The organism is Corynebacterium sp. HMSC06C06 (assembly GCF_001807295.1).
In the GTDB taxonomy this organism is placed as follows: Bacteria; Actinomycetota; Actinomycetes; order Mycobacteriales; family Mycobacteriaceae; genus Corynebacterium; species Corynebacterium striatum.
Genome location: NZ_KV788492.1, coordinates 48,595 through 72,041 on the forward strand (window position 1 = coordinate 48,595; position 23,447 = coordinate 72,041).

Genomic DNA, 23,447 nt, shown 5'->3' on the forward strand with positions numbered 1-23,447 from the left:
CTACGGTTGCCTAGCAGTAAGGAGCACCTGAATATGAATTCATCAGTAATTGGTTTGTTCCTTCTTGCGTTGGGGCTCATTGTGTTGGCCTGTTTGTTCCTCGCCGCACGCCGTTTCTTTATGCTGCGTGAGCGCGGGACCTCAGTACTGCTGCGTTCCTTGCCGGCTAAGGATTCCCACACTTGGCGCCATGGTGTGATGCGCTACAACGGCGAGTACGTTGAATACTTCAAGCTTCGCTCCGTTTCACTGCAAGCAGACCTGCGCTTTAATCGCCTCGACGTCGAACTAATTGGCACGCGCCCATTGGACGATGACGAGGCTGCTTTCATGTCTGAGGGGCAATCAGTGCTGCATTTCTCCTTTGGCGGGCAGGAGTATGAGATCGCCTCGGATTCGCACGGCATCATGGGGCTTACGGCTTGGATTGAGGCTGCCCCATCGAAGCGTCAGGAGAGGCTGGATTACCGCCAGCTTCGGCAGCGGGCGACCCGCTTTGCTAAAGAACAATAGCCAACCTATAGGGTAGAGGGCATGCGTTTAGTCATCGCCCGTTGCTCAGTAGATTATGTTGGCCGCTTGGATGCTCACCTGCCCATGGCGGACCGCCTTGTGCTAGTTAAGGCCGATGGCTCCGTGTCCATTCATGCCGACGACCGCGCCTACAAGCCGCTCAACTGGATGACCCCACCCTGCACGCTCGAAGAGTCCGCTATCACCGACATTGACGGCGAGGACACCGGCGAGCAACTGTGGCTCGTAGAAAACCCCAAAGGTGAGCAGCTGCGCATAACAATCGCAGAGATTCATCAGGACATCTCCGTGGAGCTGGGCGAAGACCCCGGCTTGGTCAAAGACGGAGTCGAGGCTCACCTGCAGGAGCTCCTTGCTGAGCACATCGACACACTCGGTGAGAATTATTCGCTGGTCCGTCGCGAATATCCCACCGCGATTGGCCCAGTAGACATCATGGCCAAGGACCAAGACAACAAGTTCGTGGCCGTCGAGGTCAAGCGGCGCGGCGGTATCGACGGCGTCGAACAGCTCACCCGCTACCTTGAGTTGCTCAACCGCGATGAACTTCTTGCTCCTGTGCAGGGCGTGTTCGCCGCCCAAGAGATTAAGCCGCAGGCGCGCACACTCGCCGAAGACCGCGGTATCCGCTGTGTCATCCTGGACTACCAGGACCTCCGCGGGATTGAATCGAACGAACTGCGGTTGTTCTAGTGCCACGTCGCAACCGCCGTAATCGCCCTGAACTGCGTCCTCTTCCTAAGGACGGATCCACCTTCTTCGGTTCCCAGACAGTCGAGGGCCCTAAATGGACCCACGGCGAACCTTTCATTATGCGCCACATTGGCAGCGCCGCCGCCACGAAGTTTTATATCTGTCCGGGATGTAATCAAAACATCCCGCCACGCGTGGCTCATATCGTGGCCTGGCCTCGCGATACCGGTGGTAGGGAAGAGGACCGTAGGCACTGGCACCGGCACTGTTGGGAGCGTAGGTAGGATAGCGGGCATGATTGTTGCATTTTCTGTAGCGCCAACCGTCGTTGGCGATGAAACCGCAGAGATGTCCGCGGCCGTAGCCGAGGCAGTGCGCGTCGTTCGCGCTTCCGGGCTCCCCAATGAAACAAATGCCATGTTCACCCTCGTGGAGGGAGAATGGGACGAGGTCTTCGCGGTCATCAAGGAGGCAACCGACGCCGTGCGCCAGGTTTCTCCCCGTACGTCCTTGGTCATCAAGGCCGATATCCGCGAAGGCGTGACCGGGCAGCTCACACAAAAAGTAGACTCTGTTAATCGTCGTCTGGAGGAAAAGAAGTGACCGGACCTTACGTAGGCGGTGCCCTCGACCTGGGCGCCTTGAAGAAGAAGGCAGAAGCGCCTAACGATGCCCCCGCAGGCATCGCGGCTTTCTTCGAGGTCACCGAGGAGAACTTCGAAGCAGAATTAATCCGCCGCTCCGCTGAGGTGCCTGTCATTGCACTCATCGGTTCCCCGCGCTCACCTGCTTCCGAGCAGCTCAAAGCTGATCTCAAGTCCCTGGCGGAGGCCGGTAACTTAAGCTTCATCGTCGGCTACATCAACGCCGACGTGGTGCCCCAGGTGGCTCAGGTCTTCGGTGTCCAGAACCTGCCGACCACCGTCGCCATCGCTGCAGGCCAGCCCGTCACCAACTTTGAGGGAGCTCAGCCCAAGGATGCCCTTGAGCAGTGGACTGGGACCCTCGTTGAGAAACTCGGTCCGCAGCTGCGCGGCTTAAGCGGTGGGGAAGCACAAGAGGAATCTGAGGCGCCGGATTCCCGCCTGCACGTCGCTGAGGAAGCCATGAATCGCGGCGACTTCGACGCCGCTATCGCACAGTATGACGAAATCCTGGCTTCTGAACCCGACAACGTGGAGATCAAACAGGCGCGCAACACCACGGTGCTGCTCAAGCGCCTCGACCCTGCCAATCGCAGTGAGGATCCAGTGGCGGCAGCGGACGCGGAACCGCAGGACGTCGCCAAGCAGCTCGATGCAGCCGACGCCGAGGTAGTCGCCGGCACTCCCGAAAAGGCGTTTGACCGCCTGATTGAGGGTATGAAACGTACCGCGGGTGACGAGAAGCAAACACTCAAGGACCGTCTGCTGGAGCTGTTTGGACTCTTCGAGTCTTCGGACCCGCGTGTACTTAAGGCGCGCACCCAACTCGCCAGCGCCCTGTACTAGGCAGGGGCAAGGGGTAGACAGCGCTCCTGCTTACCCCCATTCTGAAAAGTCCGATTCTCCCATTTTTCCGGACTTGGGGGACTGGCTATTAACCCCGGTTATGGCCCGGGGTTATTTTTCGTATACCCCCAGCGCAGGGCCAATTTCTAGACCCCAATAGGTGCGGTTTAATATCGCCTACATTAAGAATGCTGAGTGAGCCGTAGCACTTTGTTGGGCAAAGTTGTCGAGCAACTCTCAGTGCAGGTTTCTAGTTCCCCCTGAAGGGAGTGTCCATGTCCACCCTCTCACCGCAAGGTCCAAAGATTGCGGAGTCCAAGGCTCCGAAGAAGGACCGCACCCACTGGCTCTACATCGCGGTTATCATTGCCGTTCTCGGAGGTATTGCCTTCGGCCTGATCGCGCCTGATTCTGCGTCGAACATGAAGATCGTCGGCACGATGTTTGTCAGCCTCGTCAAGATGATCATCGCTCCGGTCATTTTCTGCACCATTGTCCTTGGCATTGGATCCGTTCGCGCTGCTGCCTCGGTGGGCAAGGCCGGCGGCATTGCCCTCATCTACTTCATCACGATGTCTACGTTCGCTCTCGCAGTCGGCCTCATCGTTGGCAACTTCATCGAGCCAGGCGCGGGCCTAAACATCCAGGCCACCGCGGGCGAAGCTGACAAGTACGTCAAGCAGGCCGAGGAAGGCGCTCACGGCCTTTCCGGTTTCGTGCAGTCCATCGTTCCGGACACCCTGTTCTCGGCGTTCACCTCCGGTTCCGTCCTCCAGGTTCTCTTTGTTGCTCTGCTCTTCGGCTTCGCCGTTCAGTCAATGGGCAAGGCCGGTGAGCCGATCCTGGCTTTCGTGGCCAACCTGCAGAAGGTCACCTTCAAGATCTTGACCATGATCCTCTGGGTTGCCCCGATTGGTGCATTCGGCGCTATCGCTGGCGTCGTCGGCGCCACGGGCTTCGAGGCAGTCAAGTCTCTGGCAGTGCTCATGCTGGCCTTCTATATCACCTGCTTCCTCTTCGTTTTCGGTGTTCTCGGCCTAATTGCCCGCCTGCTCGGTGGCATCAGCATGTGGAAGCTGTGTAAGTACCTGGGGCGTGAGTTCCTTCTCATCGTCGCGACCTCGTCCTCTGAGTCTGCTCTGCCGAACCTCATGCGCAAGATGGAGCACCTGGGCGTCGCCAAGCCAACCGTGGGCATCGTCGTTCCGACGGGCTACTCCTTCAACCTGGACGGCACCGCTATCTACCTGACCATGGCGTCCATCTTCATCTCTGACGCCATGAATATGCCAATGCAGCTCGGTGAGCAGATCGGTCTGCTGGTCTTCATGATCATCGCTTCCAAGGGCGCCGCGGGCGTCTCCGGTGCTGGCCTGGCTACGCTGGCTGCGGGTCTGCAGTCCCACCGCCCTGAGCTTCTCGACGGCGTGGGTGTCATCGTTGGTATCGACCGCTTCATGTCTGAGGCTCGTGCGCTGACCAACTTTGCGGGCAACGCTCTCGCCACCATTCTTGTTGGCCGCTGGACCAACTCCATCGATATGCCACGCGTGCGCGAGGTGCTCAATGGCAATCTTCCTTACGTGGAAACCGCGGACGACGCTGATGTTGACCTCTCCAACCCAACCGTGGAGAATCCGGCAACCGCGCATCTGCAGCCAACTCCGCAGCTCGATATCGACAACTACCAGAAGGGCTCTGGCGCGCTCCAGTAGTGCGAACACTTAAGCTTCAATAAATGACCGGAATATTTCCGGTCATTTTTGCTTTAAAAGTGATCTACCATGCTAGTTTTTCTCCAAGTGTTATATCTCATATTCCACTGGAGGAAATATATGCGAAAGCTTTATGGCGTTTTGGCTGCCGGCGCCCTCGCCTTTGGTCTTGTTGCCTGCGGCAGCGATGCAGGCGATGCGGCTAGCGACGCCAACTATGTCACCGTGCTCGGCACCGAGCCGCAGCAGGGACTCATTCCGGCCATGACCAACGAGAACGGCGGCGGCCGCGTGGTCGATATGCTTTACTCCGGCCTTATCTACTACGACGCAGAGGGCAAAGTCCACAACGAGATGGCCGAGTCCATCGAGCAAGAAGGGGACAAGACCTACAAGGTCACCCTCAAGCCGGACCTGAAGTTCTCCGACGGATCCCCGGTTACTTCCGCAACCTTCGTAGACACCTGGAACTATGCCGTGGCCAACGAGCAACTCAACGAGAGCTTCTTTTCTTCCATTAAGGGCTATGAGCCAGGCGTCAAGGAGATGGAAGGTCTCAAGGTCATCGACGATCGCACCTTCACCATCGAACTGACCCAGCCGGAGTCCGACTTCCCGACTCGCCTGGGGTACAACGCCTACTTCCCGCTTCCCAAGGCCGGGCTCGACGACCCAGAAGGCTTCGGCGAGAACCCCGTCTCTAATGGCCCATACAAGTTTGTCTCGTGGGACCACAACCAGAGCCTCATCATCGAGCCGAACCCGGAGTACGGCGGCGAGCGCACCCCGCAGAACGAAGGTATCCAATACACCTTCTACAACGACACCGATGCGGCGTACATGGACCTGTTGGCCAACAACCTGGACGTCCTCGAGGCGATTCCTTCCTCGGCCTTCGGCAACTACGAGGCTGACCTAGCTGAGCGCAGCGAGACCAAGCCAGCGGCGACCTACCTCGAGATGTCCATCAATGAAGAGACCCCGCACTTCAAGGGTGAAGAGGGTGTTCTGCGCCGCCAGGCTATCTCCATGTCCATCAACCGTGCTGAAATCGCCGAGTCCATCTTCAAGGGCACTCGCACCCCGGCCCGCGACTTCACCTCGCCGGTCTTGGACGGCTACGACGACGATTTGCCGGGTTCCTCCAACCTTGACTACAACCCAGAAAAGGCGAAGCAGCTGTGGAAGAAGGCCGACGAGAAGTACGGTAAGTTTGAAGGTCAGTTCCCGATCAACTACAACACCGACGGCGACAATAAGGATTGGGCCGACGCCGTAGCGAACAACATCAGCAACACCTTAGGCATCGAGTCCGTGGGAAGCCCGTTCCCCGACTTCAAGTCCTTCCGCGACGCTTATCGCAAGGAGCGCATGGACGGCGCCTACCGCACTGCGTGGCTGGCCGACTACCCATCCATGGGCAACTTCCTCGGTCCGAACTTCACTAGCGACGTCGCCTCCAACGACGCTAAGTACTCCAACCCAGATTTCGACGAGCTCATCGTGAAGGCCAACGGCGCCAAGAGCTCTGAAGAGGCTGCCAAGCTCTACAACCAGGCCCAGGAGCTGCTGCTGCGCGACCTGCCTGCCATCCCGCTGTTCTACCCGAATGTTGTTGGTGGCTGGTCGCAGAACGTCGATAACGTCGAGTTTAGCTGGAAGTCCCTGCCGGTCTACTACGCCATTACTAAGAAGTAGCGCTACAGCTCAACGCGAGGCATAAAACACGGATAAAGTACGGAGTCATGACCTCCGTACTTTTTCTTTGCAACAGCAACCGCGGCAAGTCCCAGATGGCTGCCGCTCTGGCCAAGCAGCACGCGCCCGAGTGGGACGTGTATTCCGCAGGCGTCCAGGTGTTAGAGCCAGGCATTGCCGGCGACATTAACCACGAGGCAGCGGAATCGCTTGCCGCGGTCGGTGCCGACATGGCGCAGGGCACTCCGAAGCCTGTGGACCCTGAGCTCGCCTCACAGGTCGAGCACGTCATCGTGGTAGGTGGCGCAGACTACGACGGTCCCGCTGAGCGCTGGGATATCGAAGACCCGTCCCTGCGCGGCGTCGAGGGCACCCAGCGCATGAACGAGCTGCGCGACGACATCGACTCCCGCGTGCAGGAACTCATCGCGAGAGTCAACAAGCAGGCTTAACGCGGGCCTGCCTCGGGGGGGGAGCTTAGCCCCTGAACAGGTACCACTGCACGGAGTTCGACGGCAAGTGGAGCTCCGTGTAGTTGCCCTGCGAGTGAATCCAGCGCGGCAGATCGTTGCCTGCTCCTTGGTAGACGGCGTCGTCAGTGTTGAGGATCATCTCCCACGCGCCGTCGCGCGGCAGCCACAGGTTATAGTTGGGCACCGAGCTGCCTGAGAAGTTGCACACCGCCAACAGCGCGGAGCCATCCGTGCCGTAGCGGACGTAGCCCAACATGTTGTTGTTCGAGTCGTCAGACTTGACCCATTGGAACCCTTCAGGTGCAAAGTCCTGCGACCACAGCGCCGGGGTGTCCTTGTACACCGCATTGATATCGCGCACCAAGCGCTTGATGCCGTGGTGCCACTCGTTGCCCCAGCCCTCCAGGTTGGACCAGTCAACCGAGTTGGACTCGTTCCACTCCGTGGTTTGGCCGAACTCCTGGCCCATGAAAAGCAAGTTCTTGCCAGGGTGGGAGAACATGTAGCCATAGAGCGCGCGCAGGCCGGCGGCCTTGTTCCAGTCATCGCCCGGCATGCGGGTCCAGAGCGAGCCCTTGCCGTGGACAACTTCGTCGTGGCTAAACGGCAGCACGTATCGCTCCGAGTAGGCGTAAATCATGGAGAAGGTCAGCTCACCATGGTGGTACTGGCGGTGGATGGGCTCGTGCTTGAAGTACTCCAAGGTGTCATTCATCCAACCCATGTTCCACTTCAGGGAGAAGCCCAGACCGCCCTGATCCGTCGGTGCAGTAACGCCTGGCCAGGAGGTGGACTCCTCAGCGATGGTCAAGACACCAGGATGGACGCGATTCAGCGTGGCGTTGGTCTCCTGCAGGAACTGGACCGCCTCCAGGTACTCGCGGCCGCCGTACTGGTTGGGAAGCCACTCGTCGCGGGAGTAGTCCAGGTAGAGCATAGAAGCCACCGCGTCGACGCGCAGGCCGTCAATGTGGAACTCCTCCGCCCAGTACAAAGCGTTGGCCACTAGGAAGTTGCGTACCTCGTTGCGGCCAAAGTCGAAGACGTAGGTGCCCCAGTCGGACTGCTCGCCGCGGCGCGGGTCCGGGTGCTCGTAGAGAGCCTGGCCATCGAAACGTCCCAGGGCGAAGTCATCCTTAGGGAAGTGCGCCGGGACCCAGTCGACGATGACGCCGATGCCGGCGCCGTGGAGGGCGTCGACAAGCGCGCGCAAGTCGTCCGGAGTACCCCAACGCGCGGAAGGGGAATAGTAGCCCGACACCTGGTAGCCCCAGGAACCGCCGAATGGGTGCTCGGCAACAGGGAGCAGCTCGACATGAGTGAAGCCATGCTCCTGCAGGTACGGGATGAGCTCTTCGCGCAGGGAGTTGTAATTGGAACCAATCTTCCAGGAACCCACGTGCAGCTCATAGACGCTCATTGGCACGTTAAGGTCACCATTGCGCTGCTCTAACCACGCAGCGTCGTTCCACTCGTAGCGATTAGCGGCGACCACCGAGGCAGTCTCCGGCGGGGCAATAGTGCGCTTGGCTAGCGGGTCCGCCTTATCGATACGGCGGCCGTCCCTGGTCTGGATGGCGAACTTGTAGTGCTCGCCCTCGCTAATGCCTGGGATGAAGACCTCCCAAACACCAGTTGAACCCAAGCTGCGCATCGGGTACTGGGTGGGATTCCAACCACAGAAGTCGCCTATTACCGCAACGCCTTCAGCGTTCGGCGCCCACACGGCAAAGGCCACGCCGTCGACGGTGCCCAGGTCCGTGTCGTAGCTCTTCAGGTTCGCGCCCAACACATCCCACAGGCGCTCGTGGCGGCCCTCGGAAATCAGGTGCAGGTCCAGCGTGCCCAAGGTGGGCAGGAAGTGATAGCCGTCGGCGACGTCGACAGGCGTCTGTCCCGGGTAGGTAACGCGCAGGCGGTAGTCCTGTTCCTGAGGCAGGGTTGCCTCCCACAAGTCGTGGCCCACCGGGGACATGTCTACAGCGCCAGCCGCGGTAACCAACTGGACTGCCTCAGCGCCAGGGCGGCGGGTGCGGACGAGACCTTCATGCCAGCCATAAAAGGCATGCGGCGCGTGGTGACGGCAATTATTAAGGCGGGAAAGGTCTGGTTCCGGAATGGTCATGTGTCCAAGTTACCTAACTGTGTGCGGGTGCGGGGCTGGTTATGAAAGGCGTTATGCGCGGTAATCGTCAACGTCACGCCAGGCAAGGCGGTTCAACGAATGGGAGTCTGCCTGTGGAAGGACGAACACGTGGGCCACATCGCGCATCGGTTCGAGGCGCACGAAGTTGCGGTTGGACCAGTTATAAGCCGCGCCAGTGATCGCATCGTGCACGGTGTAGACGTCGCCGTCTGCGCGGCCGATGGCCTCCATGTCCACGGTCACGGTGGCCTCCTGGGCATTGCGCGGGTCTAGGTTCACCACGGCGAGAACCACGTTGCCGGTGGCTGGGTCCGCCTTTGAGTAGGCGATGATGTTCTCGTTATCCGCATTGTGGAACTTGAGGTTGCGCAGCTGCTGCAGGGCCGGGTTCTCGCGGCGAATCAGATTCAGCAGGCGGATGTAAGCCTCAAGCGACGCCCCCTTCTTCAGCGCTGCCTGGAAGTCGCGCGGGCGCAGCTCGTACTTTTCGGAATCCAAGTACTCTTCACTACCCGGCGCAACAGCCTCGTGCTCGTAGAGCTCATAGCCGGAGTAGACGCCCCACAGCGGCGACAAGGTGGCCGCGAGAACCGCGCGGATGGCGAACATTGCGCGGCCGCCGGTCTGTAGGGACTCGTGCAGGATGTCCGGGGTATTCACGAACAAGTTCGGGCGGCAGATATCAGCCTGTTCGACGTGCATCTTGGCAAACTCCGTCAACTCGTACTTGGAGGTCTGCCAGGTGAAGTAGGTATAAGACTGGGTAAAGCCCGCCTTGGCCAGCCCAAACAGGCGCGGTGCGCGGGTGAAGGCCTCAGCCAAGAAGATGACCTCAGGATGGGTTACGTGGACCTTGGAGATGAGCCAGTTCCAGAAGTTTGCTGGCTTCGTGTGCGGGTTATCTACGCGGAAGGTGGTCACACCCGCATCGACCCACAGCATGATCACGCGGAAAATCTCGTTGTAGATGCCGTCAGGATCATTATCGAAGTTGAGTGGGTAGATGTCCTGGTACTTCTTTGGCGGGTTTTCCGCGTAGGCGATGGTGCCGTCCGGCAGCACCGTGAAAAACTCTGGATTGGTTTGCGCCCATGGGTGATCCGGCGAAGCCTGAAGGGCCAAGTCCAAGGCCACCTCGAGACCCAGCTCCTTTGCGCGGGCCACCAGCTCCTTGAAGTCTTCCATCGTGCCCAGTTGCGGGTGCGTGGCGGAGTGGTCTTGAATAGCCCACGGGGAGCCGACGTCGTCTGGCTCTGCTACCACGGAGTTGTTCTTGCCCTTGCGGTGTACCTCGCCAATCGGGTGAATCGGCGGGAAGTAGACGGTATCGAAGCCCATATCCGCGACGCGTTCCAAAGCCTTCTGCGTGGTTTTGAACGTGCCATGCACCGGCTGGCCGTTCTCGTCCCAACCGCCCGTGGAGCGAGGGAACAACTCGTACCAAGAGTTGAATAACGCTTCGCGACGCTCAACTAATACCTCGTGGATTTCGCCCTCTACGAGGAGATCACGCAGCGGGTGGGTGTGCAAAAGCTTCGTAGTCTCTTCAGACAGCGCCAGTTGCACTCGCTCGGCGGGGTCCAAGGATTCGTCGCTCAGCGCACGGGCGGCGTCGATAAGCAGCGCTGCCTTATCCGTTGGGGACTGAAGGGATGCACGCTCGAAGAGCTCCGTGCCGTGGAGCAAGTCATTGGACAGTTCCTGCGCTGACTGGCCGGCCTCCATCTTCTTGGTAATGGCGTTACGCCACGTCGCCATCGGATCTGACCACGCGTCCACACGGAAGAACCAGCGGCCGGGGGTCGCCGGAGTAAACACGCCATGCACTCGGTCGGGATTGACGGCATCGAAGTCCATCGTCACGGAAGAAACCGCGGGGGAGTCCGAGTTCCACACCGACAACGTTGCGGCGACTGCGTCGTGGCCCTCCCGCCACACCAGCGCAGTTACTGGAATTACCTCGTCCACCACTGCTTTAGAAGGGACAGAACCGGACAAGCTTGGGCGAACGTCATCGATAGCAAGGCGTGTAGTCATGCCCTTAAGATTAATGCAGCTGTGTCACTTTCACCGGCCAACAGAAATATCCGCCACAATAGAACCTGTGAATCAAACAAACCCAGTGAATCCAATGAACCCAGCTCCCCAGCCAGAGACTGACGAAGACTGGCTCATCGACTTCCGCGGCGTCGAACTTCGACGTGGCGGCCAGACCCTGGTGGGCCCAGTTGACTGGCAAGTAGAACTCGACGAGCGATGGGTCATCATCGGCCCCAACGGCGCCGGCAAGACCAGCCTCGTGCGCATGGCCTCCGCGGAAGAGTTCCCCTCCAGCGGTACCGCCTTCCTCATGGGCGAGCGCATTGGCAAGACCGACATGCGCGATCTCCGCGCCGCCATCGGCATCTCCTCAGCTGCCGTGCAACATCGCATCCCCGATAACGAGCGCGTCGATGACCTCGTTATCTCCGCAGGCTACGCAGTGCTCGGCCGCTGGCGCGAGGAATATCAAGACATGGACTTCTCTCGCGCTTATGAAATTCTCGAACAAGTGGGCGCTAGCCGCCTTGCGGAGCGCACTTGGGGCACCCTGTCGGAAGGGGAGAAGAAACGCGTCATCTTGGCGCGTGCCTTGATGTCGAACCCCGAATTACTCATCCTCGACGAGCCCTCCGCAGGCATGGACTTAGGAGGTCGGGAAGACCTAGTGGGATATCTGGGAGGCTTAGCTCTCGACCCTGATGCGCCTGCAATCGTCATGATTACTCACCACGTAGAAGAAATCCCTTTCGGATTTACGCATGCGATGATCCTCGATGAGGGTAAGGTCGTGGCCAAGGGCCTCATTAACTCGGTCCTCACCTCCGCGAACCTCACGCAGGCATTCCACCAGCCGATCCAAGTGGATCGCATCGGTGATCGGTACTTCGCCCGCCGCCTACGCTAAACGGAAAGATGCATGACCCAGCCCATCCATGACCGCCTTGACGCGATCGACCATAACGAAACCACCGGGTTCAATGGTGGACGCTTGGCGGCGACTGTCTTGCTTCTTAGAGACGGCGGAGAAGGGCTCGAGGTATGGATTCAGGAGCGCGTGTCCACCATGCGCAACTATCCAGGGCACGCGGTGTTCCCGGGCGGGGGAGTCGACCCACGTGACTTCCCGCCCCGTATGTGGGACTCAGGCGATCTGTGGACAGGCCGCTCCGTTATCTCCCTGGCACGGCGCATGGGAGTAACCAAGTACAAAGCACATGCCTTGGTGTTTGCAGCGATCCGCGAACTGTTCGAGGAATCCGGCACGCTGCTCGCCATTCGCGACGACGGCATTGTCTCCGACGCATCGCGTTATCACCGCGAGCGCGTCCTCCTCGAATCCCATGACATCTCTTTTACCGAGTTTCTCAGCAACAACGGCATGCGCGCCGATTCCGACATGCTCCGCCCGTGGTCCCGTTGGGCAGGCGAAGACGGGGGACAGTGGTTCGACACCTTCTTTTTCATTGGGGTACTGCCCGAGGGCCAGGAGCCGGACGGTCACACCATGGAGGCCGACGACGCCGGTTGGTTTCCACCGCAGCTCGTCCTCGACGGTTGGCGCGCCGGGCTGGTGCGCCTTGCGCTGCCCACGTGGGCACAGATGCTGCGGCTATCCAGCTATTCCACGGTGCAAGAAGCGCTTGACGACGCCTCCTTCTCCGACCTTCGCCCCATCATCGGCGATCCCAAAGACGACCCGCGCTACCGCGAGTACTTTACGACTTTCCCAGTAGACAGAATATGAGTTATACCCTCGCTGAGGTCGATTTCCTCACCCAGTATCTGCCCGAAATCGCGGGCCTAAACCTTGAGTTCAGCAAAGCCTCGCAGCTGAGCGACGTCGCCAAGCTCCAGCAGCTCTACGGTGAGAACTATCGCTGCGTGGCCGAACTGATCAAAGCCCGGCGCAGCGGCAAGCTACCAGCCGACTGGCTCATGGATTCCGACTCTGCGCAGCAGGCCACGCCTTTGGTGCTGGCGCAGTACCGACGCCGCTTTCTGCAAGGCCTGGGCGTGGAACTTGTCCACGATGTCACCTGTTCCATCGGCACCGAAGGGCACGCCTGGAACAAGGGCACCTACATCGGCTCCGACCTGGACGCTTCCCGCATCAAAATGGCCCAGCACAACGTGGCCCACCCCTTCTTCCGCGCCGATGCGCTGACCCAAACCTCCACTGCACGGGTACTCATCGCTGACCCCGCGCGCCGCAAGGACGGCAAGCGGATCACCGATCCCGCCAAGCTTTTGCCGCCTCTGCCGGACCTAGTTGCTGCGCACAGTGCTGACAGTTCGCGCATTGCGCACAGTGCCGAGCTGGCCGTGAAGTGCGCGCCCGGCCTCGACTTCTCGCAGTGGCCGGGACTGGTCTCTGTGGCCAGCGTGAACGGCAACGTCAAGGAAGCGTGTCTCTATACCCCGGGCTTGGCCACCGGCCGCCAGGCTGTGTTGCTCAAAGACGGCACGGAAGACACTGAAGGCGCTGAAGGTACTGAAGGCGCCGCAGACATCCTCGACAGCAACGACTTTGACGAGGACAACCTGCCCGAGGCCGGCGACATCGGCAGCTACATCATCGACCCCGATGGCGCCGTGGTCCGCGCGGGTCTGGTGCGCCACTACGCGGCCCGGGAGGGCCTGCACCAGCTCGATCCGCGTATCGCGTACCTCACCGGGGAACGCATCCCGGCAGGCACGTCCGGATTTCCATTCATTGAGGCCGTGCCCGTCAAGCGGCTTAAGGCTGCGCTGCAGGCACACGGCGCGGGCTCGCTCGAAATACTGGTCCGCGGTCTAAACGTCGATCCGGATCAGCTGCGCAAGAAGCTCAAGCTCAAGGGCAAACGTTCCATGGCGATTGTGATGACACGCATTGGCACGCAGGGAATCGCGTTGCTGTGCGGAGCGCGAGTAGTATCGTCCGAGGATAATTACGCAACATAAATCTATCGGAAAGGGAAGTGTCCAATGCCCGCAATCGTGGCTCTGGTCAAACACGTACCGGATACCTGGTCCACCAAGTCCCTCGAGGAAGACCACACCCTCGACCGCACCAGCGTCGACAACGTCATCGACGAGATTAACGAGTACTCCGTTGAGCAGGCCCTGCGCCTGAAGGAGGCTAACCCCGAGTTCAAGGTCGTAGCACTAACCATGGGTCCAGCCGCCGCCGATGAGGCGCTGCGCAAGGCTCTTGCCATGGGCGCGGACGAGGCAGTGCACGTGCTTGATGACGCCCTCTCCGGCGCCGACGCGCTGTCCACCGCATGGACCCTGAACGCGGCCATCAACACTATTGAGGACGTGCAGGTTATTACCCTCGGCAACTCCTCTTCGGACGCATCCACCGGCCTGCTCGCAGGTCTGCTCGCCGAGTACCGCCAGCTGCCTGCGCTTACCGATCTGAAGTCCCTGAGCCTAGATGGCGGCGTCCTGCGCGGCGTCCGCGAGGACGCCCACGGTCACTGGAAGCTCGAGGCGCCTGTGCCTGCGATCGTCTCCTTCACCGACAAGGCCGACAAACCGCGTTTCCCCAACTTCAAGGGCCTCATGGCCGCGAAGAAGGCAGAGGTTAGCACCCTCGACGTCGCCAAGCTCGGCATCGATGCCGTGGCTCCGACCACCACCGTTACGGCCTCTGCTCAGCGCCCAGCCCGTACCGCCGGCGAGGTCATTACCGAGCCGAACCCACAAGAAGCCGCCAAGCAGATCGCTGACTTCCTCGCCGCGAAGAACCTTATCTAGGAGAATAAATGTCTCACGTATACGTACTTGTAGAACACGAAGATAACGTCCTGAGCCCTGTCACCGGCGAGCTCATTACCGCCGCTCGTGCCCTGGGCACCGTTTCTGCGGTCGTCGTCGGCAAGCAAGCCGATGCCTTCGATTCCGAGCTCGCAGCACTGGGTGCCGCCCAGATCGTCCAGGCGACCGCCGAGGACTACGACAAGCGCATCATTCTGCCCGAGGTCGATGCCCTGCACGCCCTCGCCGCCGCGAACCCAGCCCCAATCGTGCTGGCAGCCACCCCGACCAACAACGAGATCGCCGGCCGCCTTTCTGCGCGTTTGGCGTCTGGCGCCTTGGTCAACGTCGACGGCATCAACGCCGATGGTTCCGCACACCTGACCATCTTCGGCGGCTCCTACGAGACCACCGCCACCGCAGCCGGGGCCACCCCGATTTACACTCTGCGCCCAGGCGCCGTGACCGTTGATCCGCAGCCGGCTGCCGTCGCTCCCGCACCGATGCCGCTGTCCGCCGCCACCGCGAAGGACGTCACCGTTGCTTCCTTCACCCCGCACGAGAAGTCGGCTCGCCCAGAGCTGACCGCAGCGAAGGTTGTCGTCTCCGGCGGCCGCGGCGTTGAAGACAACTTCTCCACCATCGTGGAGCCGCTGGCTGACGCCCTCGGCGGCGCCGTCGGCGCCACCCGCGATGCAGTTGACCAGGGCTTCTACGACCCAGCACACCAAGTGGGCCAGACTGGCGTCACCGTGTCACCCGATCTCTACATCGCCCTCGGAATCTCCGGCGCCATCCAGCACACTTCCGGTATGCAGACCTCCGGCACCATCGTCGTGGTCAACCAGGACCAGGACGAGCCCTTTTTCCAGATCGCCGACCTCGGCGTCGTGGGCGACGTGCACGAGATCGCCCCGGCACTCGTTGCTGAGTTGGAGTCCCGCAAGTAATGTCTCGCTACTTCGACTATGCGGCCACCCAACCCATGCGCCAGGTGGCCATCGATGCTTGGGTTGCCGCCTCCGGGGCCGTTAACTCGGGAGCCCAGTATGCCTCTGGCAGGCGCGCTCGCTCCGTGCTTGACGACGCCCGCGAGAAAGTCGCCGAGCTCCTTGGCTGCGAACCCATCGAAGTGATCTTCACTTCTTCTGGAACTGAAGCAGACAACATCGCTATCCAGGGCCTTTACAAGGCTGGCAACACAAACCGCGTCATTTCGACGCCCATCGAGCATCCCGCTGTCCGCGACACCGTCGCACAGTTGAAGGGCGCGCAGGTGGATCTGCTGCCTGTCGACAGACACTCCCACGTCAGCGACCTCTCGCTCCTCGATACCCCGGCCGACGTCGCCACCTGCATGTGGGCCAACAACGAGACCGGTGCTATCCAGCCCATCGCCGAGTTCGCGGCGCGCGCGCAAGCTGCCGGTACGCCCGTTCACGTGGATGCGGTCCAGGTAGCAGGTAAGTTGCCCATTAACTTTCACGAGCTGGGGCTGACCACTCTGGCTGCGAGCGCCCACAAGTTCGGCGGCCCGCGCGGCATCGGACTCCTGCTGGCCAAGCGCAGCCCGGCACCGCAGCCCATCGCCTATGGCGGCGGCCAGGAACGTGGAATCCGCCCTGGCACAGTCGACGTCGCCAGTGCCTCGGCTCTAGCCGCAGCTCTCGAGGAGTCCATCGCCGAGATTCCTTCCGAGTCCCAGCGCGTGGGCCAGCTTCGCGACGCCCTCCGCGCAGGCATCGTATCCAGCATTGACAACGTGGTGCTCAACTCCTCCGAGCCGATGCTTCCTTCGCACCTGCACGTTTCTTTCCCCGGAACTGATGGCGACAGCCTCATCATGCTGCTCGACTCGTTGGGCATCGAGGCGTCGACAGGCAGTGCATGCCATTCCGGCGTGAATCGCATGTCACACGTGCTGGAAGCAATGAATGTTTCCGAGGCCGATGGAATTGGTTCGCTACGCTTTACCCTCGGACGCAACACCACCCAAGAGGACGTTGACTTCGTGCTCCAGGAGCTGCCCGCAGTGGTAGCGCGTGCCCGCAGCGTTTAGGTAGCGATTCAGTACCAACCTCGCAGCCTTCTCACAGCGTATTCAGCCAGCGCAGGACTAGTGTTTAGGAGTGAATTTCTTCCTAGACCTTCCGCTGGCTGATCCTGTTAATGGCATCATTTACGTGGTCATCCTCGTGGGCGCAGTTGGCTTGATTGCATGGACCCGCAAGATAAAGCCGGTCTTGTTCGCCGTTGCTGCCGCGATCATCGCGTGGCTTTTCCTTCGGCACTGGGACGTTCCCGTCTACATTCTGATCGCGGGTGCCATTGCTATCGCTGCGTTGCTTCGCAAACCTAAGACTTCGACCGTGATCGCTGGGCTGTTGTCCTTGATCGCACTGGCCGGTTTGGTGAATTTGGAGTACCAAACGTACCCGACCGTCGGTTCCCTCGACCCTAGGCCCGTGGCCCAAGAGATCTCACCTTGGCAGTTGCCTACCTACAAGGGCCAAGGTGCTGCGACGGTGCACTTGAACCTGCAAGGGGAGAAGTCAGGCTTTCAGGCGCGGGAGGCCATCGCTTACCTGCCACCTGCTTATTTCCGCGGACAACGACTGCCAGTGATGGTGCTCCTCCACGGCAACCCGGGTGGACCTGAACAATGGTTTGGTTCGGGCGGCGCCGCGCAGACCGCGGACCAGTTCCAAGCAGCAAACGGAGGAGTCTCGCCAATCGTTATCGCGGTGGATGCGACTGGCTCGGAAACTGGAAATCCCGTATGCGCCGACTCTGCCCGTGCCAAGGTCATGACCTATCTCTCGCAGGACGTGCCCGCTGCAATCAAAAAGCAGCTGCGCGTAGACGAGGATCAGTCGCACTGGTCACTTGCAGGCTTGTCCTATGGCGGTACGTGTTCGCTGCAAGTGGCCACGAACCATCCCGCAAGTTACGGCAGTTACATGGACTTTTCCGGTCAAGCTGAGCCCACCCTGGGCAATCACTCGGACACCGTGACGAAGCTCTTCGAAGGCGACGAGCGCGCCTTCCAAGCACAAAATCCTGCGCACCTGCTTCAGAACAAGAAATATCCCAATCTTGCAGTGGCGTTCATTTCCGGCGATAAGGATAAAGATGCCCAGAGCGCGCAGAACGATCTCGCCGGGATGCTTCGGCAGGCAGGCGCGAAGAGCTACGTTGCCACGCTTCCCGGCGGCCATTCCTTCGGGGTTTGGCGGCCCGCGCTTAGACAAACCTTCGCGTGGGCTGCAGCCCGCGGAGGAATCCAAGTAGAACGAGACCCATTCGACGGAATTAAGGAATCCGATGTCCACGCTTAAGAAGCTCAAGTTCTTCCCAGTTACCGCAGCTCTTATCGCGGTGATGTGGGCTTTGCATCTGCTTGACTACGAATGGGTCGTCACCTCTGGGTTGAGTACCGTCACCATTGGTGGCTCGATAGTCGTGACCTTCTTTGCGCTCGTCTTTGGCATCCCCACAGAAAAGGTTTTGGGCAGCAAGAAATACTTCGTCGTTGGCCTTCTGGCACAAATGGTTTCGGCACCGCTCGCTCTTGTTATTGCCCGCGGAATTGAGATCACCGGCTTGAATCGATGGGGCGACGACTTGCTCCACAACTTCTTGTTTACGCCGGTTGGCTGGATCTTTGGCGCAGCCATGTATGCCTCAGCGATTATGCCCCGCCTGTGGAAGCGCCGCTTCCGAGTACTTATCATGGTGCTGGCCTTGACCAACGTCTTTTACGCCGGCTCTCTTGCAGATGTGCTTGGCCTTACCGCGGCCCTGCTTGGTCTTTTCTTGGGCATGTGGAGGCATCCTCAATCGCGTGCGACGCCCTCACTTCGCGAGCGGCGCGTCCTCGTTGCCCTGATTTTGGGCGCGGTTGCCATCAGCCCCGTTCTCGTGGCAATCAATCCCATCGCCGAAGGGCCTTTTTCTGACCTCACCCGACTCATGTGGGGGCCTGTGCTTTCCGACGTCTCCGTCGAAGTTCTGTGCACACTCGATTCCACGTCCGATGCGTGCATCTCGGCAGCTGACATTGCTCGCATGCATGGCTTTGGGCCCATGTTGGCCAACCTGATGCCGCTTCTTCTTCAGCTTGTATTGTGCTTTGGCTTGGTGCGCGGCCGGCGTGTTGCTTGGTCTCTTTCCTTGGTCGTTCAGCTCGCTTCCTTGGGCTTCCTCCTGATTCAGCTTTGGGATCTTGACCAAGATGGCTTCTTTTTGTATGGGGTTAATCTGTTTGAAGCGCTGCTTCCTTGGCTGTTCTGCATTGCTGTGTTGCTCTACTCGCACAAGCTTTTTAGCGTTCACGAATCCCCGCGCATGCTTAAGAAATACGCGGGCATCCTGGCCATTGTGGCTGCTTCCTGCTCGGCTGCGTGGCTGCTCGGAACGCTGCTGGTTAAGTCGGCGTTTGTAGGCGGGGCGTCGTTAAGCACTGCTCTTGCTGAGTGGCCGTTGCGGTTCCTTCCTGCAGTGATCACACTGGTCGCTCCACATGAGCTGATCCCGGCCAACGGTTTTGGCTGGTTCTTTTATGAATGGGTGGGCAACGTATGGTGGCTCGCAGTGATTTGGGCCTTGTGGCGCTGTTTTGCCGCCCCTTCGGATCCTCATCAGGAGGCCGACCGTGTCAAGGCGCGCGAAATCCTGGAACGACGTTCTGGCGACCACCTCTCTTTCATGACTTTGTGGCAGGGCAACCGATATTTCTTCGAGCGAGATTCCTACGTGGCCTACCGTGCTTCCAACGGAATTGCCCTGACTCTGGGCGGACCGGTCGGCGACGATATTTCGCGTGAGTTTGAAGACTTTGTCAGGACCGAAGGCATGACACCGGCGTGGTATTCCGTGAATGCTGACTTTGCTAATAACCACCCAGATTTTAAGCGTCTCGAGGTCGCCGAGGAAGCGGTGCTGAGCTGTGAGAACACCGAATTTAAGGGTAAGAAATTCCAGAACATCCGCACCGCGCGTAACAAGGCGGCGAAGGAAGGCGTCACAACTGTCTGGACCACTTGGGACGAACTCGACGTCGGTGTGGCATCCGCCCTCGTGGCACTGAGTGAGGAATGGGTGAGCGAGAAGGCGCTCCCAGAGATGGGGTTCACCTTGGGTGGTATCGAAGAAATGAAGGTGGCTGGCACGCGGCTCCTCCTAGCAATTGGTGATGATGGCATGATTCATGGCATGACCAGCTGGATGCCGGTCAGCCGTGATGGGCAACTTGTGGGGTATACGCTCGACGTGATGCGCCGCAATGATCAAGGTTTTAAGGGCGTGATGGAACTGCTCATCTCGGAGGCGCTTGTGATTGCGGCTGGAGAAGGCTGCGAGTGGATTTCGCTTTCTGGTGCGCCGTTGGCAGGAGCAGCCCAGAATCCATCCACACTTGATACTTTGCTCGCCAAAATAGGAGAGCAGATGGAACCTCTCTATGGATTCCGTTCGCTGGCTGCCAGCAAGAGGAAGTTTCAGCCTGAAGAGCACAAGTGGTTCCTTTGCTACGAGGACGAGCTATCGCTTCCTTCGATCGGTCTGGCAGTTGTTCACGCATACCTACCCAACTTGAAAGCATCCGAGGCGCTTAACGCTCTTCGTCTTTCAAACAGTTAGCTCGGGCCTCCCTTCTTCTTGCTGCCACGGCCTCCATGAAAGTTCGCAACCAGTTGCGCTTCTTCGGAGCGAGGGGGCCTTCGGCTCGGGAGAATTCGTAGTGGCCATCGTCGAAGAGCCAGATGATGTCATTGGTTTCTTCGTCCATGATGTACCAGACGCGGCCGTCGGTCTTGAGGTTGTGGTGAGGCTGGCATAGGCTCACCAAATTCGATGCTGTGGTTTGGCCTCCGTCTGCGAAGTTTATGCGGTGGTCCATCTGGCATTCCCAGGCTGGGCGGTCACAACCAGGGATGCGGCAGGTGAGGTCGCGCCCTTCGACGTACGCACGGATCGTGGCCGGTGTGGTGTAACTGCTGCTCACCGCGGTCTCGGCCTTTTCCATGTCACGAACGACAGTGGGTTCCAGTGTGTCCGCTACCTCAGCGGATACCCAGCCGACGTCTTGAATGAACGCAGGCGCATCCTTGAGGTCGCTAGCGCGGTACATGTTGAGGATGACTGTGGCTTGGGAATTAGCTTCTCCGCGAATGAGTTTTTCGAGGGCCGCGGCCGGAGTGATCTCTAGCTTTTCGGCGGTGTCTTTGATGTGTTTGTCTAGTTCGAATGCTGTGGCGGCGTCGTATTCGGCGCTGATGGCCTCTCGGCCGCCCGGTACTGGGTAGGTGGAGTAGGAATCATTTCGCTTTTCCTCTTCCTTTGATTCTGGCTCGATGTTGTCATCAAGCAGGCGGAGGAGGTCGTAGATGAATTTGGTGATGGCGCGGTTGGATGGAAGAACCTGCCGCGGCTTAGTGGGAGTGAAAAACTCGCACAACGCCGCGTCAATTTGCTCGAGAGCTTCCGGTGAAGGCGCGCCGAGTTTGTTGAGAGCGAGGTCGATGGCAGTGAGCCTGGATATGTCGAGGAAGTATGACTCATGTTGCAACGCAAGCAATTGAGGCAATTCGTGGATGCGGTATAGAGCGAAGAGAATCTTCTTTGTTTGGTAGGTACCGCGGCCTGTTGCGGTGGCTAGATTTTGGATAACTAGTTCGATATCTGCGTCGTGCTCTGGAATGCATTCGGCCCAGAGCTCGAACTCAAGCTTTCTTACTTCCCTGGCGGCAGTGGCTACAGGGCATGAGGTGTCATTGACCAGGTAGTATCCGTTCATTCCCCCAGGCCCCCGCCGTTAGAATATCTGTTTGTATGTTCATGCCCCTCATTCTAAACATGCACGGAGTTAAACTCAAGGGAAAATCGAAAATATGTACGAGAGAAATGAAAGAGGTAAAAGTGGAAAATATTATAAAAGATACGCGTGTTACTAAAGGGATAATTGGGTTTGTCTCGGTACAGTTACGCGCATGACTTCAAATAAGGGAATGCGCAAGGCCATCGTTGCTGTTGTTGGATCCGTTGCTCTAGCTATCGCAGGAACGATGACCGCCGGCGCTTGGACCTCGAGTGCCCCTTCGGGAATTGACATCGCAGCACACCAGCATCCAGGTGGAGCGCTGATTAATTGGAGTGACGTCAAGACTGACGGTCAGTCCTTCGCCTTCGTCAAGGCAAGTGAGGGCAGCGACTGGACAAACTCTTATTTTGTTGCTGATGCCAACGCAGCCTCTGCTGCGGGCCTCAAGGTTGGTGCCTATCACTACGCGCGCCCGGCGTCGTCAGCTTCAGCGCAGGCTGCCCACTTTGCGGCGCAGCTGGCGCTCGTGCCAGGTCAGACCCTGCCTCCTGTTCTTGACATTGAGGTAGACGAGGGCTTGTCACCGGTGCAACTAGCCAATTGGATTCGCCAATTCACCACCGAACTGCGCGCGCTTACCGGCCGTACCCCGATGATCTACACCTACAAGTACTTCTGGATGGGGCAGATGGGTAACACCAAGGAATTCTCCGATATGCCGCTCTGGCTCGCCGCATACCAGGATAAGGCCCCGGAACCAGTGGGTGGCTGGGACAAGATCTCCTTCTGGCAACGTTCCGGCTCCGGCCGCGTTAACGGCATTACCGGTCCGGTGGACATGAACCTGTTTAACGGTAGCGAGGGGCAGCTCGAGTCCTTCAGCAACGGCAACTACCTCGACATCGGCGGAATCCTTGAGGGCCTTGTGCTCGGCGACGACGCAGCAGACCTCAGCTCCAACAGTGGTCCGCTGATCGGAGCCATCCTCGCGTTGGCGGCAGGCATTATCGCGACGCCGCAGCTTGTCGACGCCGCCGAGCAGGCAGGTCTTGGCGGGAACGCTGCGGGCGTGTTCACGGACTTCGTCAAGCAGCTCACCCAGAATGGAACGCTGCCTATCGATGACCTCGTAGAAATGGCAACTGGCGACTTCACAGTCGGCGACTTGGCCATCCTTCTGGACAACGCGGGCCATATCGCTACGAAAAACGGCGTCAACCCAGACCAAGTAGAGCAGGCACAGGAAGCAGTTAATCAGCTCGCGCAGTAGCGCCCTGCATGTGCTTTTTGGTCCACTTCTCGTCTTTGTAATGGGCGGGGACAGCGCCACCTAACAGCAACTTTGACAGTTGTGCGGCTTCAACAGAGCCCGCAGCTGGCATTTCGCGATCAGAGCCCAAGAGGATGATGTTGCCGTAACGCCTGCCTTTGAGCATTGGTGGATCGGCAATAACGGAGATGTGTTCAAAGACCTGCGACATTCCCTGCAGCTCAGCTTTGGCGATAGACAAGTCGTGGTGATCACCGCAGTTAGCTACGTAGAGGCCTCCGGGAGCGAGGGCGTCGTGAGCCGCACGGAAGAATTCAACCGTGGTGAGGAGATATGGCGTCGTATCGCCTGCAAAGACGTCGCGAATGATGACGTCGCGGCTGGCAGGGACGAAACTGTCTGTAACCGCGCGGGCCTCGCCGGCGCGAATCTTGACGGTGGGCGAGCGGGGGACGTCGAAAAGCGTACGCACAAGCTCGCCCAGCTTTGCATCGAGCTCGACCACTGTGTGCCGTGATTTGGGCCAGATACTGGCGAAATAGCGGGGAAGGGAGCAGCCCGCGCCGCCCAAGTGGGTCATGCGCAGCGAAGCTGGATCGACTGGCAGAAGCGTTTCTACCGCCGCGGCAATCCACCGCATGTACTCGAATTCGAGGACTTCCGGGGAACCAATCACGATGTGGCTCGATGGCACACCATTGACCATGAGGATGTAACCATTGTCGTGATATTCGTCTGCGAGTACCTCAGCCGTGCCTGTGGAAATCTCGTAAGTGCCAACCAACTCATCCGTTTTGCGCATGTCTTTAAGCCTAGGGAAT

At 59.4% G+C, this 23,447-nt stretch carries 21 protein-coding genes; 17 read left to right on the forward strand and 4 right to left on the reverse strand.

The genetic code is table 11. The features are described from left to right. Positions 1-33: 33 nt before the first annotated feature. From HMPREF3153_RS06785 to HMPREF3153_RS06820, 8 genes are all read left to right on the forward strand, one after another. Positions 34-513 (forward strand): DUF2550 domain-containing protein, encoded by a 480-nt coding sequence (locus HMPREF3153_RS06785; protein ID WP_070420407.1) that lies wholly within the window; start codon positions 34-36, stop codon positions 511-513. Between the two features lie 21 nt (positions 514-534). Next, positions 535-1,227: an endonuclease NucS gene (nucS, locus tag HMPREF3153_RS06790; protein WP_046645542.1), complete on the forward strand. Its 693-nt coding sequence runs from the start codon at positions 535-537 to the stop codon at positions 1,225-1,227. After that, positions 1,227-1,511, forward strand: a complete 285-nt coding sequence (locus HMPREF3153_RS13030; RefSeq protein WP_080970039.1) for a hypothetical protein — start codon at positions 1,227-1,229, stop codon at positions 1,509-1,511. The genes nucS and HMPREF3153_RS13030 overlap by 1 nt, the downstream gene beginning before the upstream one ends. Before the next feature lie 10 nt (positions 1,512-1,521). Continuing rightward, positions 1,522-1,830: an MTH1187 family thiamine-binding protein gene (locus HMPREF3153_RS06800; protein WP_046645543.1), complete on the forward strand. Its 309-nt coding sequence runs from the start codon at positions 1,522-1,524 to the stop codon at positions 1,828-1,830. Beyond that, positions 1,827-2,717: a tetratricopeptide repeat protein gene (locus HMPREF3153_RS06805; RefSeq protein ID WP_046645544.1), complete on the forward strand. Its 891-nt coding sequence runs from the start codon at positions 1,827-1,829 to the stop codon at positions 2,715-2,717. Before HMPREF3153_RS06800 ends, HMPREF3153_RS06805 begins: the two co-directional genes overlap by 4 nt. A 275-nt stretch (positions 2,718-2,992) precedes the next feature. Next, positions 2,993-4,432: a cation:dicarboxylate symporter family transporter gene (locus tag HMPREF3153_RS06810; RefSeq protein WP_070420408.1), complete on the forward strand. Its 1,440-nt coding sequence runs from the start codon at positions 2,993-2,995 to the stop codon at positions 4,430-4,432. 120 nt (positions 4,433-4,552) lie between these two features. Then, positions 4,553-6,130, forward strand: a complete 1,578-nt coding sequence (locus HMPREF3153_RS06815; protein ID WP_110333285.1) for a peptide ABC transporter substrate-binding protein — start codon at positions 4,553-4,555, stop codon at positions 6,128-6,130. Positions 6,131-6,177: 47 nt separating this feature from the next. After that, complete coding sequence (locus HMPREF3153_RS06820; RefSeq protein ID WP_049063757.1) at positions 6,178-6,582, forward strand: arsenate-mycothiol transferase ArsC; 405 nt, start codon at positions 6,178-6,180, stop codon at positions 6,580-6,582. 25 nt (positions 6,583-6,607) lie between these two features. On the opposite strand, the gene glgB is transcribed toward HMPREF3153_RS06820, so the two are convergent. Next, the gene (glgB, locus tag HMPREF3153_RS06825; RefSeq protein ID WP_070420410.1) at positions 6,608-8,728 is read right to left on the reverse strand and encodes a 1,4-alpha-glucan branching protein GlgB; all 2,121 of its coding nucleotides are present in this window, start codon (positions 8,726-8,728) and stop codon (positions 6,608-6,610) included. Positions 8,729-8,779: 51 nt separating this feature from the next. Beyond that, a complete protein-coding gene (locus tag HMPREF3153_RS06830) occupies positions 8,780-10,786 on the reverse strand; it encodes a maltotransferase domain-containing protein (RefSeq protein ID WP_070420411.1) in 2,007 nt (668 codons plus the stop codon). A 94-nt stretch (positions 10,787-10,880) separates the two neighbouring features. On the opposite strand from HMPREF3153_RS06830, the gene HMPREF3153_RS06835 reads away from it, so the two are divergent. The 8 genes from HMPREF3153_RS06835 to HMPREF3153_RS06870 all read left to right on the forward strand — a co-directional run bounded on the left by HMPREF3153_RS06835 (position 10,881) and on the right by HMPREF3153_RS06870 (position 20,176). Then, the gene (locus HMPREF3153_RS06835) at positions 10,881-11,696 is read left to right on the forward strand and encodes an ABC transporter ATP-binding protein (protein ID WP_110301916.1); all 816 of its coding nucleotides are present in this window, start codon (positions 10,881-10,883) and stop codon (positions 11,694-11,696) included. A 12-nt stretch (positions 11,697-11,708) separates the two neighbouring features. Continuing rightward, entirely contained in the window at positions 11,709-12,536 is an 828-nt protein-coding gene (locus HMPREF3153_RS06840) for an NUDIX hydrolase (RefSeq protein ID WP_046645549.1), read from the forward strand. Further along, complete coding sequence (locus HMPREF3153_RS06845; protein WP_070420412.1) at positions 12,533-13,735, forward strand: THUMP-like domain-containing protein; 1,203 nt, start codon at positions 12,533-12,535, stop codon at positions 13,733-13,735. Before HMPREF3153_RS06840 ends, HMPREF3153_RS06845 begins: the two co-directional genes overlap by 4 nt. A gap of 24 nt (positions 13,736-13,759) precedes the next feature. Further along, positions 13,760-14,536 (forward strand): electron transfer flavoprotein subunit beta/FixA family protein, encoded by a 777-nt coding sequence (locus tag HMPREF3153_RS06850; RefSeq protein WP_070420413.1) that lies wholly within the window; start codon positions 13,760-13,762, stop codon positions 14,534-14,536. Between the two features lie 8 nt (positions 14,537-14,544). After that, positions 14,545-15,486: an electron transfer flavoprotein subunit alpha/FixB family protein gene (locus HMPREF3153_RS06855; RefSeq protein ID WP_070420414.1), complete on the forward strand. Its 942-nt coding sequence runs from the start codon at positions 14,545-14,547 to the stop codon at positions 15,484-15,486. Then, positions 15,486-16,595 (forward strand): cysteine desulfurase family protein, encoded by a 1,110-nt coding sequence (locus tag HMPREF3153_RS06860; protein WP_046645553.1) that lies wholly within the window; start codon positions 15,486-15,488, stop codon positions 16,593-16,595. Before HMPREF3153_RS06855 ends, HMPREF3153_RS06860 begins: the two co-directional genes overlap by 1 nt. 70 nt (positions 16,596-16,665) lie before the next feature. After that, positions 16,666-17,874 (forward strand): alpha/beta hydrolase, encoded by a 1,209-nt coding sequence (locus tag HMPREF3153_RS06865; protein WP_070420415.1) that lies wholly within the window; start codon positions 16,666-16,668, stop codon positions 17,872-17,874. After that, a complete protein-coding gene (locus HMPREF3153_RS06870) occupies positions 17,861-20,176 on the forward strand; it encodes a bifunctional lysylphosphatidylglycerol flippase/synthetase MprF (protein WP_070420416.1) in 2,316 nt (771 codons plus the stop codon). The genes HMPREF3153_RS06865 and HMPREF3153_RS06870 overlap by 14 nt, the downstream gene beginning before the upstream one ends. On the opposite strand, the gene HMPREF3153_RS06875 is transcribed toward HMPREF3153_RS06870, so the two are convergent. Further along, complete coding sequence (locus HMPREF3153_RS06875) at positions 20,148-21,332, reverse strand: HNH endonuclease signature motif containing protein (RefSeq protein ID WP_070420417.1); 1,185 nt, start codon at positions 21,330-21,332, stop codon at positions 20,148-20,150. The genes HMPREF3153_RS06870 and HMPREF3153_RS06875 overlap by 29 nt on opposite strands. A 193-nt stretch (positions 21,333-21,525) precedes the next feature. On the opposite strand from HMPREF3153_RS06875, the gene HMPREF3153_RS06880 reads away from it, so the two are divergent. Beyond that, on the forward strand, positions 21,526-22,626 hold the full coding sequence (locus HMPREF3153_RS06880) for a glycoside hydrolase family 25 protein (RefSeq protein WP_046645556.1): 1,101 nt from the start codon (positions 21,526-21,528) through the stop codon (positions 22,624-22,626). Here HMPREF3153_RS06880 and HMPREF3153_RS06885 read toward each other — a convergent pair. Next, complete coding sequence (locus HMPREF3153_RS06885; RefSeq protein ID WP_070420418.1) at positions 22,607-23,428, reverse strand: spermidine synthase; 822 nt, start codon at positions 23,426-23,428, stop codon at positions 22,607-22,609. The genes HMPREF3153_RS06880 and HMPREF3153_RS06885 overlap by 20 nt on opposite strands. Positions 23,429-23,447 lie beyond the last annotated feature (19 nt).

Excerpts from the sequence above, each read along its gene's own strand:
- HMPREF3153_RS06835 (WP_110301916.1), top strand. The coding sequence starts at position 10,881 with ATGAACCCAGCTCCCCAGCCAGAGACTGACGAAGACTGGCTCATCGAC.
- HMPREF3153_RS06850 (WP_070420413.1), top strand. The coding sequence starts at position 13,760 with ATGCCCGCAATCGTGGCTCTGGTCAAACACGTACCGGATACCTGGTCC.
- nucS (WP_046645542.1), top strand. The coding sequence starts at position 535 with ATGCGTTTAGTCATCGCCCGTTGCTCAGTAGATTATGTTGGCCGCTTG.
- HMPREF3153_RS06845 (WP_070420412.1), top strand. The coding sequence starts at position 12,533 with ATGAGTTATACCCTCGCTGAGGTCGATTTCCTCACCCAGTATCTGCCC.
- HMPREF3153_RS06820 (WP_049063757.1), top strand. The coding sequence starts at position 6,178 with ATGACCTCCGTACTTTTTCTTTGCAACAGCAACCGCGGCAAGTCCCAG.
- HMPREF3153_RS06875 (WP_070420417.1), bottom strand. The coding sequence starts at position 21,332 with ATGAACGGATACTACCTGGTCAATGACACCTCATGCCCTGTAGCCACT.
- HMPREF3153_RS06830 (WP_070420411.1), bottom strand. The coding sequence starts at position 10,786 with ATGACTACACGCCTTGCTATCGATGACGTTCGCCCAAGCTTGTCCGGT.
- HMPREF3153_RS06800 (WP_046645543.1), top strand. The coding sequence starts at position 1,522 with ATGATTGTTGCATTTTCTGTAGCGCCAACCGTCGTTGGCGATGAAACC.
- HMPREF3153_RS06880 (WP_046645556.1), top strand. The coding sequence starts at position 21,526 with ATGACTTCAAATAAGGGAATGCGCAAGGCCATCGTTGCTGTTGTTGGA.
- HMPREF3153_RS06785 (WP_070420407.1), top strand. The coding sequence starts at position 34 with ATGAATTCATCAGTAATTGGTTTGTTCCTTCTTGCGTTGGGGCTCATT.
- HMPREF3153_RS06840 (WP_046645549.1), top strand. The coding sequence starts at position 11,709 with ATGACCCAGCCCATCCATGACCGCCTTGACGCGATCGACCATAACGAA.
- HMPREF3153_RS06810 (WP_070420408.1), top strand. The coding sequence starts at position 2,993 with ATGTCCACCCTCTCACCGCAAGGTCCAAAGATTGCGGAGTCCAAGGCT.
- glgB (WP_070420410.1), bottom strand. The coding sequence starts at position 8,728 with ATGACCATTCCGGAACCAGACCTTTCCCGCCTTAATAATTGCCGTCAC.
- HMPREF3153_RS06860 (WP_046645553.1), top strand. The coding sequence starts at position 15,486 with ATGTCTCGCTACTTCGACTATGCGGCCACCCAACCCATGCGCCAGGTG.
- HMPREF3153_RS06855 (WP_070420414.1), top strand. The coding sequence starts at position 14,545 with ATGTCTCACGTATACGTACTTGTAGAACACGAAGATAACGTCCTGAGC.
- HMPREF3153_RS06885 (WP_070420418.1), bottom strand. The coding sequence starts at position 23,428 with ATGCGCAAAACGGATGAGTTGGTTGGCACTTACGAGATTTCCACAGGC.
- HMPREF3153_RS06815 (WP_110333285.1), top strand. The coding sequence starts at position 4,553 with ATGCGAAAGCTTTATGGCGTTTTGGCTGCCGGCGCCCTCGCCTTTGGT.
- HMPREF3153_RS06870 (WP_070420416.1), top strand. The coding sequence starts at position 17,861 with ATGTCCACGCTTAAGAAGCTCAAGTTCTTCCCAGTTACCGCAGCTCTT.